The sequence below is a fragment of the uncultured Flavobacterium sp. genome, assembly GCF_937967675.1.
GTDB lineage: Bacteria > Bacteroidota > Bacteroidia > Flavobacteriales > Flavobacteriaceae > Flavobacterium.
Genome location: NZ_CALBSN010000140.1, coordinates 1 through 11,853 on the forward strand (window position 1 = coordinate 1; position 11,853 = coordinate 11,853).

The window sequence follows — 11,853 nt, forward strand, 5'->3', positions numbered from 1 at the left end:
TTTAATTGAATTACTAATTAAAAGAGGATTGATTTATTTCAGTCCTCTTTTTTTTATAACTGGGAAAGAGTAAATTTGCATATAAAACATTTGAAAATTGAAAATTTATCAATCAACTATAAACTTTTCGACTAATAGAAAAACAATCGTAACCATTGGCACTTTTGATGGTGTTCATATTGGACATCAATCTATTCTTAAAAAATTGATCCATTCAGCAAGAGAACAAAAAAACGAAAGCATCGTACTAACTTTCTTTCCTCATCCAAGAATGGTTTTACAACAAGATTCCTCTATTAAACTATTAAATACGATAGATGAAAAAGCTACTTTATTAGAAAAATTTGGTCTAGACTACCTAATTATTCAACCTTTTGATGAAACTTTTTCAAATATGTTGGCAGAAGATTTTGTAAAAAATGTTTTAATTGATAAATTAAATATTCACAAAATCATAATAGGTCACGATCATCGTTTTGGCAAGAACAGAATTGCAGATATTAATGATTTAATTGACTTTGGCAAAAAGTATAATTTTGAAGTAGAACAAATCAGTGCTCAAGATATTGATGAAATTACTATAAGCTCAACAAAAATTAGAAAAGCCCTTTTAGATGGTAAAATTAAATTAGCTAATCAATTTTTAGGATATTCCTATTTTATCTCAGGACATGTAATAGAAGGAAAAAAAATTGGCAGAACCATTAATTTCCCTACAGCTAACATTCAAATTAACGAAAGTTATAAATTATTGCCCAAAAACGGCGTTTATGTAATTTCAAGTATAATCAACAATGTTTTATACTTTGGCATGATGAACATAGGGAAAAACCCAACCATTGGAGAGAACCAACAATCTATTGAAGTACATTTTTTTGAACTAAACGAAAATATTTACAATAAAAACTTACAAATATCTATTCTAGAACACATTAGAGAAGAGCAAAAATTCAACTCACTAACCGAGTTAAAAGCCCAACTTGAAAGGGACAAATTATTTTCACTAAATTACATTCAAAATTTAAAATGAACTTTTTTTTCAAAGCAATAGATAACAGTCCATTAATTGTTTTCCGAATCTTTTTTGGATTTTTAGTTGCTTGTGAAAGTTTTGGTGCCATTGTAACAGGATGGGTAAAACGAGTTTTTATTGACCCCGAATTCACATTTTCTTTTATTGGCTTTGACTGGCTTCAACCTTTGCCTGGTTATGGCATGTATTGCTATTTTATTCTAATGGGATTTTTCGGATTAGCGATAATGCTTGGTTATCGATACCGAATCGCCATAATTGCCTATACTCTTTTGTGGGCTGGCGCCTATTTCATGCAAAAATCATCATACAATAATCATTATTACCTATTGCTTTTAATTAGTTTATTACTGATTTTTCTTCCCGCAAATCGTTATGCTTCGCTTGATGTTAAACAAGATCGTGTTAAAGAAGAAAATACGATGCCTTATTGGATTAGTTTTTTATTTATTATTCAAATTGCTATTGTTTACATTTTTGCTTCGATAGCAAAATTATACCCAGATTGGTTAGACGGTACATTTACACGAAATTTACTTGCCGACTCAACTAAAGTAATTGCTCTAAAAAAACTATTTCTTCATAAATGGTTTTTTATGTTTATTGCTTACATGGGTATACTTTTTGATTTGTTAATAGTCCCTTTGTTATTGTTTAAAAGAACTAGAATCTTTGCTTTAATTGCTTCTTTAATATTTCACTTATTTAACGCAGTATTTTTAGAAATCGGAATTTTTCCTTTTTTTGCATTGACTTTCGCCTTGTTCTTTTATGAACCCGAGACTATTCGAAGACTATTTCTTAGCAAAAAGCCAAAACTTGAAGATGAAAACTTAAGTCATAATTTCTACGGAAAAAGATTCGTTTATTTTTTAATGATTCCATATTTAATAATTCAAATTGCACTTCCGCTTCGTCATCATTTTATTGAAGGTGATGTGCTTTGGACAGAAGAAGGACACCGATTAAGTTGGCGCATGATGCTTCGCGAACGAAATGGATATATTACTATTAAAATTAAAGATACGATATCAGGAGAAGAATCTATTTACAATTACAGAAAAAACCTAACAGATAAACAAGCCCAAAATTTAGCCACAAAACCCGATTTCATTTGGCAATACTGTCAACGCATCAAAGAGGAATACAAAGGAAAACCTATTGCTATTTATATTGATTGTAAAAACAGCATCAATCGAAAAGAATACAAAACTTTAATTGACCCAAAGTTTGATATGGCTAAGGCCAAATGGAGTCATTTTAAACATAACAAATGGATTGAACTCCAATAAAAAATCCCGATTTCCATCGGGGTTTATTTTATTTACTCATTTCTGTAAAATACTTGTAGAATAGCGGAATAGTTTCAATACCTTTTAAGTAATTGAAAACCCCAAAATGCTCGTTTGGCGAGTGAATCGCATCACTATCTAAACCAAAGCCCATTAAAATTGTTTTACTCTTTAATTCCTTCTCAAATAAAGCTACAATTGGAATACTACCTCCTGAACGAACAGGAATAGCAGGAACTCCAAATGTTTCTGTGTACGCCTTATTAGCCGCTCTATAACCAACGCTATCAATTGGCGTAACATAACCTTGTCCACCATGATGTGGTTTTACCACTACTTTCACTGATTTAGGCGCGATACTTTCGAAATGTTTTTTGAATAATTCGGTAATTTCTTCCCAATCTTGGTTAGGTACTAAACGCATCGAAATTTTAGCATATGCTTTACTTGCGATAACTGTTTTAGCTCCTTCACCTGTATAACCACCCCAAATTCCGTTAACATCTAAAGTTGGACGAATAGAATTTCTTTCATTGGTAACATAACCTGTTTCTCCATGAACATCTTCGATATCTAAGGCTTTTTTGTATTTTTCTAATGAGAATGGTGCTTTTGCCATTTCAGCTCTTTCAGCAGCAGATAATTCTTCTACTTTATCGTAAAAACCTGGAATCGCAATGTGATTGTTTTCATCATGTAACGAAGCAATCATTTTAGTTAACACGTTAATTGGATTCGCAACAGCTCCTCCGTATAATCCCGAATGTAAATCTCTATTTGGACCCGTAACTTCAACCTCAACATAACTCAAACCTCTTAAACCAGTTGTAATTGAAGGTTGTTGGTTAGAAATCATTCCCGTATCTGAAATCAAAATTACATCATTCGACAATTTTTCTTGATTACGTTCTACGAACCAGCCCAAACTTTTCGAACCTACTTCTTCTTCCCCTTCAATCATAAATTTTACGTTACATGGCAAACAATTGTTTTGAATCATATATTCAAAAGCTTTTACATGCATGTACATTTGACCTTTGTCATCACAAGCACCACGAGCAAAAATAGCTCCTTCAGGGTGAATTTCTGTTGTTTTAATTACAGGTTCAAAAGGAGGTGATGTCCATAATTCCATTGGATCTGGTGGTTGCACATCGTAATGTCCATAAACTAAAACCGTTGGTAAATTTTTATCGATAATTTTTTCTCCGTAAACAATTGGATAACCCGGCGTTTCGCAAAGCTCTACGAAATCGCAACCTGCTTTTTCTAAACTTGCTTTAACTGCTTCGGCCGTTAATACGACATCGTGAGCATAAGCGCTATCAGCACTTACTGATGGTATTTTTAAAAGTTCGATTAATTCGCTTAAAAAACGTTCTTTATTTTCTTGAACGTATTGTTTTATATTGTCCATTGTGATTGTTTGATAAAGTTCAAAAATACAAAAAATGTTGAAATCAAATCCATAAATTTGCCACTATAAAACACAAATTAAAAACCATAAATTAATTGAAGACTAATAAAACCTCATTTTCCTTACAAGAAATCTATTCAAAGATGGAATATTATTGTTCTTATCAAGAACGTTGCTACAAGGAAGTAGAGGAAAAATTATATTCGTTTTCTATAAATTCTACTGAAAAAGAGGGAATTCTGACCTATCTAATCGAAAACAATTTCATCAACGAAGAACGTTTTGCACAAAGTTTTGTTCGTGGCAAGCACAACTATAAATTTTGGGGTAAAAACCGCATTGTGAACGAATTGAAATTTCGAAATATATCATCACGAATTATCACGATTGCTTTAAAAGAAATTCCAGAGGAAACCTATTTAGAAAATTTTCATCAGTTAGCCGAAAAACATTGGAACAGCATCACCGAACGAAAAGGACAAAAGAAAAATAAAAAATTTGTCGATTTCTTACTTCGTAAAGGCTATGAAACGGGTTTGATTTATGAGAAACTGAAAGAACTGGAAGTGGGGAGTTAGAAGTGAGGAGTTGTTACACAGAGCCACACGAAGTCAACACAGCGTTTCACGGAGATATAATTATATTCCTTATGTAGTTTAGAAAACTTTGCGTGGCTTTGCGTTAAAACATTTGTGTACCCTTTAAACCGCAGATTCGCAGATTTTAAAAATTTACTTTGCGTGGCTTTGTGTTAAAACATTTGTATCACAATAAAATCGTACTTTTGCAAAAAAAATCCATGTTAGAAAATAAAGACCAATCAAGAACCAGTTTATCGCAATTAGGCGAATTTGGCTTAATAGAACACTTAACCAAAAACTTTACTATTAGCCAAGAATCGACACTAAAAAGCATTGGTGACGATGCTGCGGTATTGAATTTTGGCGATAAAAAAGCGGTAATTTCTACCGATTTATTAGTTGAAGGTGTTCATTTTGATTTGGCTTACATGCCGTTAAAACACTTAGGATACAAAGCCGTTGTTGCAAATATATCTGATATTTGTGCGATGAACGCTACTCCGACTCAAATTACGGTTTCGGTAGCGGTTTCGAATCGTTTTCCATTGGAAGCTTTGGAAGAATTGTTTGAAGGAATTACGTTAGCTTCTAAAATTTACAATGTAGATGTAATTGGTGGCGATACGACTTCTTCTCAAAAAGGATTAATTATTAGTATAACTGCAATTGGTGAAGCAAATTTAGAAGATATCGTGTACCGAAATGGCGCAAAAGAAAATGATTTATTAGTAGTTTCAGGCGATATTGGTGCGGCTTATATGGGATTACAAGTTTTGGAACGCGAAAAACAAGTGTTTCAAGTAAATCCAAACAACCAACCGGTTTTAGACGATTACACGTATTTAATCGAGCGACAATTAAAACCAGAAGCGAGAACTGACATCAAAGAACTTTTAGCAAAATTAGAAGTTAAACCAACTGCCATGATTGATATTTCAGATGGTTTGTCGTCCGAGATTTTACACTTATGTAAACAAAGTAATGTAGGTTGTAATTTATACGAAGAGAAAATTCCAGTTGACCCACAGTTGATTAATGTGTGTGAAGAATTTAATTTAGACATCACAACCGTAGCGTTAAGTGGTGGCGAAGATTACGAATTGCTTTTCACTATTAAAATGGAAGATTTTGATAAAATCAAAGGTAATCCAAATTTCACCGTAATCGGTCACATGGTTGCCGCTACTGAAGGAAATCATCTAATCACAAGAGCGAATACAAAGATTGCATTGAAAGCTAGAGGGTGGAATGCTTTGATTGATTAGTTTACAGTAGCAGTATTCAGTCGCAGTTTAAAAAGCTTTAGAGATAAAAACCCCGAATTTCATTTGAAATTCGGGGTTTTGTCTTAATTCTTACTACTTTAATTACATTTTCATCAACCAATTTCTCATCGAAACTTCATTGTTGATAATATTGCGTAATTCAGAAATTTTAACTCTATCTTGTTGCATAGAATCTCTGTGACGGATAGTTACCGTTTCATCTTCTAAAGTTTGATGATCTACCGTAATACAAAATGGTGTTCCTAAAGCATCTTGTCTTCTGTAACGTCTACCTACAGCATCTTTTTCATCATACGCTACATTGAAATCCCATTTCAAATCATCGATAATTTTACGAGCCACTTCTGGTAAGCCGTCTTTTTTAACCAATGGCAAAACAGCAGCTTTTGTTGGTGCTAAAACTGAAGGCAAACGTAAAACTGTTCTTATAGAACCATCTTCTAAAACCTCTTCTTGTAATGAGTTTGAGAAAACCGCTAAGAACATTCTATCCAAACCAACCGAAGTTTCTACAACATAAGGCGTGTAGTTCGAATTGGTATCGTTATCAAAATATTGTAATTTTTTACCTGAATATTGTTCGTGCGCTTTCAAATCGAAATCGGTTCTCGAGTGAATTCCTTCTAATTCTTTGAATCCGAATGGGAAGTTGAATTCGATATCTGCAGCAGCGTTTGCATAATGCGCTAATTTTTCATGGTCATGGAAACGATAATTTTCTTTTCCTAAACCAAGCGATTGATGCCATCTTAAACGCGTTTCTTTCCAATATTCGTACCATTTCATTTCTTCGCCTGGTTTAACGAAAAACTGCATTTCCATTTGTTCAAATTCACGCATACGGAAAATAAATTGTCTTGCCACAATCTCGTTTCTAAACGCTTTACCCGTTTGAGCAATTCCGAAAGGAATTTTCATACGACCCGTTTTCTGAACGTTTAAAAAGTTTACGAAAATACCTTGAGCTGTTTCTGGACGAAGGTATAAATCCATTGCATTTTCAGCAGAAGCACCTAATTTGGTTCCGAACATTAAGTTGAATTGCTTTACATCGGTCCAGTTTTTTGAACCGCTTTCTGGACAAGCAATTTCTAACTCTTCGATTAATGCTTTAACATCAGCAAGGTTTTCTGTCTCTAAAGAACGCGCCATTCTTTCTAGAATTTCTTTCTTTTTAGACAAATATTCCATCACACGAGGATTGGTTGTTTTGTATTGTTCTTCATCAAATGAAGCTCCAAAACGCTCACGTGCTTTGTCGATTTCTTTTTGTGCTTTTTGATTTAATTTTTCGGCATAATCCTCAATTAAAACATCAGCGCGGTATCTTTTTTTAGAATCTTTATTATCGATTAATGGATCATTAAAAGCATCAACGTGTCCAGAAGCTTTCCAAGTGGTTGGATGCATTAAAATTGCAGCGTCTAATCCTACAATATTTTCGTGCATTTGCACCATAGATTGCCACCAGTATTCACGGATGTTCTTTTTTAACTCCACACCATTTTGTGCATAGTCATAAACCGCACTTAAACCATCGTAAATTTCGCTCGACGGAAATATAAATCCGTACTCTTTTGCATGCGAAACTACATTCTTAAAAATATCATCTTGTTTTGCCATAGTGCAAAAGTAAAAATAGGAATGAAATAAAGAAAAGAAATTAGAGAATAAAAACAAGAATTGTTAATATTCGAAAACGGTTGTACCAATTTTAACGAAATCGTGGTAAATATTGATTTTATATTTACCTCTAATTGTCTTTTTTTGCTCTAAATCAACATAAGTACAAACATCTGTATCTTGTCTTTGATAATTAGTACTTACAGATGCACTGTATTGAAGTTTAATATTATTTTCTGTTTCAACATAGGTATTCTCGGAGGAAATAATTTGATTTTTAGGATTTACAACCTGAACAAATATGGTTTTATTTCCCGCCTTAACAAATTGGTTTTCTTGTAACGTAAAACAAACTCTCAATTGTTGAATTTTTGGCTCACGTAAATTATAACTTTCAGAATAAATTTTAACTCCTTTTGCATTAACATTTAAAGCATTAAGATAGTCGCTTTTTATCAAACTCCTAATATTAGAGTCTACATTATTATTTAACGATTTGCCAACGATATTAGACTTCCCAATTTGTTGTTCTTTGGTAAAAAACATTATTGAGTCATCAACAGATTTAAATTTAGATGCATTTTTAAAAGATTCAGAGTTTATTAACTTTATTTCTTGACTGAATCTGATACTATCTGCTTTGTTCTTTATACTTACAGAATCATATTTATAAAGAATTTCTGTTAATTGACTTTCAAGTACTTTATTTTCTAATTCAGAACTATCCATGTAGTCTTTAAAATCAATCGAAACCTTGTAATATTTGACACCTAGAAACAAAGAAATAAGCATTAAAAAAATGATACTTACTTTTAGTGTTTTATTTTTTTTAAGCGCCATGTTAATTTTTTTATATAAATTTATTTAAAAATGTTAATGCTTTTATAATTAATCGATAAAATGCTAAAATATCTGATAAACTTAATTTTCCCAAAACTATGCTTTGGCTGTAATTCGTTACTACTAAATAATGAATCTATTCTATGTAGCAAATGCATTCATGATATGCCCTTCACACTACATCATCTTTTAGACAACAATGATACAACAAAAAAATTTTATGGCATAATACCAATAGAATTTGGCTCTTCAATGTTATATTTTCATCAAAATGGTATAGTTCAAAATCTAATTCATAATCTAAAATACAAAAACCAACAACAGATTGGTAGTTTTCTTGGAAAATTATATTCTGAAGATTTAAAATCGGTTACTAAAATAAAAACAATGTCAGAAATTATCCCTGTTCCACTTCACAAGAAACGACTTGAAGAGCGAGGTTATAATCAAGTAACTACTTTCTGTGAAGCATTATCTAATGAATTAAAGATTCCGCTTAACAACTCATTATTGTACAGAAATTATTATTCAAAAACACAAACAAAAAAAGATAAAGAAGCTAGAAAAGAGGTTAGTAATGCCTTATTTGATGTGCATTATACAGAAAAAGATCACAACAAACACTTTTTACTAGTTGATGACGTAATAACTTCTGGCGCAACCCTTGAAGCATGTGCAAGAACTTTACTAAAAATACCAAATACTAAGGTTAGTATAATAACTATTGCCTACACAATCTCATAAAAATTAGCAAAAATTGTATGTTTACACTAAATATAGTTGTTATTTTGTGGTTTGCAATTATTTGAAACAATGACAAATTTTAAAAACATATCTATTTTACTAGCTAGCTTATTATTAATAAATTGTGCCAAAAGAACAACTATTTCAGGAGGTGACAAAGATACTATAGCACCCAAAATAATAAATAGTCTACCCAAAAACTTTAGCACTAATTTCGAAGGAAATGAGATTAAAATAACTTTTGATGAGCTGATTAAAGTAAAAGACATTAATAAACAATTAATTATTTCACCTCCCATGAAAAAGCAACCTATAATTGTACCTCAAGGGAGTGCCAGCAAATTTATTTCAATTAAAATTTTAGACACATTACAACCTAACACAACCTATAGTTTCAATTTTGGGCAAAGTATTACCGACAATAATGAAGGAAATCCATTCTCGCAATTTAAATATGTTTTTTCTACAGGAAATACTTTAGATTCTTTATCAATTGTAGGAAAAATCAAAGACGCATATAATCAAAAACCCGATAATTTTGTTAGCGTGATGTTATATGATGCCAAAACATTTACCGACTCAACAGTATACAAAGAAAATCCATTGTATATTACTAACACTTTAGATAGTTTAAAAGAATTTTCTTTAGAAAATCTGAAGGAAGGTTCGTATAAAATTATTGCACTAAAAGAAAAAACAAACAACAACAAGTTTAACACCGATACTGACAAAATAGGCTTCATTGAAAGCACCATCACAATCCCATCTTCTGAAACGATTGAATTAGAACTTTTCCAAGAAAAACAGGCTTTTAAGGCCGAAAAACCAACTCAAGAAAGCAACAATAAATTATTTATGGGATTTAAAGGAGATATTAAAAATTCTACAATTACTGCCTCTTATGGAAATAAAGAAATTCCAATTAAAGTAAGTAAATTTCCTGTAAAAAATAAAGACTCTGTCCAGATTTTTTATCCAAATATCAAAATGGACTCCATACAAATTTCTGTTTCTAATGGCAATTACAATAAAACATTCAGTTCAAAGCTAAAAACACTTAAAATTACCGACAGCCTTAAACTAGAAAATAAAACCGAAAATGTATTGGCTTTTAGAGAATCTTTTAAAATTAAAACTAATACTCCAATTTTGAATATTGATGAATCCAAAATATCAATTAAAAACAAAGATTCTATTCCTGTAAAATTCAGCACAAAATATGTAGATTTTGAACAAGAGATAACATTTGATTTTAAAAAGGAAGAAAATCAAAAATACATCTTGAATATCCTTCCGGGTGCGATTAAGGACTTTTATGAAACAACTAATGATTCATTAAAATATGTTTGTGAAACAAAACAACTAGCCGATTATGGAAATTTAAAAATAAATTTAATAAATGTTAAACGCTTCCCCATAATTGTTGAACTTTTAATTAAAGATGAAGTAGTTTATAAAATGAATTCTAATAGTCTTACGAGTTTTTATTTTGAAACCATTGAGCCTAACCTATATACTATTAGAATTATTTATGACGATAACGCTAATAATGAATGGGATACCGGTAACTACTTAGCAAAAAAACAGGCTGAACAAATTATTTACTTTCCAAAAGAAATTGACGTTAGAGCGAATTGGGATGTAGAACAAGATTTTATTTTGGACTAGCGAATATTAAAATCGTCTCTATCATTCAAAAAATTAAATTTTATTCTAGCATCATGTTGAGTCATTTTATCTAATTCAAAGATAAAAACACCTAATTCATTTTCGCAGTCCACAATTGTATTTCCTAAAAAGTCAATAGCTTGAGAATGTCCGGGATATACTAAATGATTGGCGTCTTCTCCTATTCTATTAACGCCAATTGTGTAACACATGTTTTCTATGGCACGTGCTTTTAACAAGGCATCCCAAGCATTAATTCGTGGTTTTGGCCAATTGGCAACATACAATAACAAATCATAATTTTCAACATTTCGAACAAAAACCGGAAAACGCAAATCGTAGCAAATTTGCAGGCAAATATTCCAATTGTTATAATTTACAATTACTTTTTCAGTTCCTTTTTTGTACACTTTTTCCTCTCCCGCTAAGGTAAACAAATGACGTTTATTGTAAAACTGCACTTCGCCAGATGGAAAAATAAACACCATTCGGTTGTAGAAATTTTCATTTTCTTTGATGACTAAACTTCCTGTAATAGCACACGTTTTCTTTTTAGCCAAATCTTTTAGCCAAGCCATGGTTTCGCCTTCCATAGTTTCGGCTACAGCAACTGGATTCATGGTAAAACTAGAAGTGAACATTTCGGGTAAAACAAATAAATCAAACGATTCGTCTTCATTTAAAAAATATTCTTCTATGAATTTTCGATTTACTATTGGGTTTTCCCAAGCTAGTTTGGTTTGAAAAAGTGCAACTTTCATTAGGTAAAATTTTTATTAAAAGTACAAAAAAACGCATCCAAATGAATGAATGCGTTTTTATTATTTTAATGTTTCAATGAATTATTTCAAAGAAGCTTTTAAAAATTCTCTGTTCATACGAGCGATGTTTTCTAACGAAATGCCTTTTGGACATTCGATTTCACATGCTCCTGTATTCGTACAGTTTCCGAATCCTTCTTCGTCCATTTGACGTACCATGTTTAACACACGTTGTGTAGCTTCTACTTTACCTTGTGGTAATAAAGCATATTGTGATACTTTTGCTCCCACGAATAACATTGCAGAACCGTTTTTACAAGTTGCCACACAAGCGCCACATCCAATACAAGCTGCTGCTTCAAAAGCCTTATCAGCATCGTCTTTAGGAACTGGTATAGAATTGGCATCAATAGTATTTCCAGAAGTATTTACCGATACGAAACCACCCGCTTGTTGAATTCTATCGAAAGCACTTCTATCAACAACTAAGTCTTTGATAACTGGAAATGCTTTACTTCTCCATGGTTCAATGTAAATTGTATCACCATCGTTGAACATTCTCATGTGTAACTGACAAGTAGTAATTCCTGTATCAGGTCCGTGAGCAC

The 11,853-nt window shown here is 31.7% G+C and carries 11 protein-coding genes; 6 read left to right on the forward strand and 5 right to left on the reverse strand.

Annotated elements, in window-relative coordinates; translation table 11 throughout:
• Positions 1 to 97: 97 nt before the first annotated feature.
• Both Q0075_RS09550 and Q0075_RS09555 read left to right on the forward strand, forming a co-directional pair.
• A complete protein-coding gene (locus tag Q0075_RS09550) occupies positions 98 to 1,030 on the forward strand; it encodes a bifunctional riboflavin kinase/FAD synthetase (RefSeq protein ID WP_297869305.1) in 933 nt (310 codons plus the stop codon).
• The gene (locus tag Q0075_RS09555; protein WP_297869306.1) at positions 1,027 to 2,325 is read left to right on the forward strand and encodes an HTTM domain-containing protein; all 1,299 of its coding nucleotides are present in this window, start codon (positions 1,027 to 1,029) and stop codon (positions 2,323 to 2,325) included. The genes Q0075_RS09550 and Q0075_RS09555 overlap by 4 nt, the downstream gene beginning before the upstream one ends.
• A 28-nt stretch (positions 2,326 to 2,353) precedes the next feature.
• Here the strand turns inward: Q0075_RS09555 and Q0075_RS09560 are convergent, their stop codons facing one another.
• The gene (locus Q0075_RS09560) at positions 2,354 to 3,742 is read right to left on the reverse strand and encodes a dipeptidase (RefSeq protein ID WP_291107174.1); all 1,389 of its coding nucleotides are present in this window, start codon (positions 3,740 to 3,742) and stop codon (positions 2,354 to 2,356) included.
• 143 nt (positions 3,743 to 3,885) lie between these two features.
• Here Q0075_RS09560 and Q0075_RS09565 point away from each other — a divergent pair, with 143 nt between their 5' ends.
• Both Q0075_RS09565 and thiL read left to right on the forward strand, forming a co-directional pair.
• Complete coding sequence (locus Q0075_RS09565) at positions 3,886 to 4,320, forward strand: regulatory protein RecX (RefSeq protein ID WP_297869307.1); 435 nt, start codon at positions 3,886 to 3,888, stop codon at positions 4,318 to 4,320.
• A 221-nt stretch (positions 4,321 to 4,541) separates the two neighbouring features.
• Positions 4,542 to 5,588, forward strand: a complete 1,047-nt coding sequence (thiL, locus tag Q0075_RS09570) for a thiamine-phosphate kinase (protein ID WP_297869308.1) — start codon at positions 4,542 to 4,544, stop codon at positions 5,586 to 5,588.
• Positions 5,589 to 5,690: 102 nt separating this feature from the next.
• Here thiL and Q0075_RS09575 read toward each other — a convergent pair whose 3' ends face one another.
• Positions 5,691 to 7,232 carry a glycine--tRNA ligase gene (locus Q0075_RS09575; RefSeq protein ID WP_297869309.1) on the reverse strand — a complete coding sequence of 514 codons (1,542 nt, stop codon included), beginning with the start codon at positions 7,230 to 7,232 and terminating at the stop codon, positions 5,691 to 5,693.
• Positions 7,233 to 7,295: 63 nt separating this feature from the next.
• Positions 7,296 to 8,072, reverse strand: coding sequence for a hypothetical protein (locus Q0075_RS09580; protein ID WP_291107163.1), 777 nt, complete (start codon positions 8,070 to 8,072; stop codon positions 7,296 to 7,298).
• A gap of 165 nt (positions 8,073 to 8,237) precedes the next feature.
• On the opposite strand from Q0075_RS09580, the gene Q0075_RS09585 reads away from it, so the two are divergent.
• Both Q0075_RS09585 and Q0075_RS09590 read left to right on the forward strand, forming a co-directional pair.
• Positions 8,238 to 8,816 (forward strand): phosphoribosyltransferase family protein, encoded by a 579-nt coding sequence (locus tag Q0075_RS09585; RefSeq protein ID WP_297869310.1) that lies wholly within the window; start codon positions 8,238 to 8,240, stop codon positions 8,814 to 8,816.
• 69 nt (positions 8,817 to 8,885) lie between these two features.
• The gene (locus Q0075_RS09590) at positions 8,886 to 10,484 is read left to right on the forward strand and encodes an Ig-like domain-containing protein (protein WP_297869311.1); all 1,599 of its coding nucleotides are present in this window, start codon (positions 8,886 to 8,888) and stop codon (positions 10,482 to 10,484) included.
• On the opposite strand, the gene Q0075_RS09595 is transcribed toward Q0075_RS09590, so the two are convergent.
• Together Q0075_RS09595 and Q0075_RS09600 are read right to left on the reverse strand one after the other, a co-directional pair.
• Positions 10,481 to 11,245: a nitrilase family protein gene (locus Q0075_RS09595; protein WP_297869312.1), complete on the reverse strand. Its 765-nt coding sequence runs from the start codon at positions 11,243 to 11,245 to the stop codon at positions 10,481 to 10,483. The two genes, Q0075_RS09590 and Q0075_RS09595, sit on opposite strands and share 4 nt — an antisense overlap.
• 81 nt (positions 11,246 to 11,326) lie before the next feature.
• Positions 11,327 to 11,853: succinate dehydrogenase/fumarate reductase iron-sulfur subunit (locus Q0075_RS09600; RefSeq protein ID WP_297869313.1), on the reverse strand; the 527-nt coding region annotated here is incomplete at its 5' end.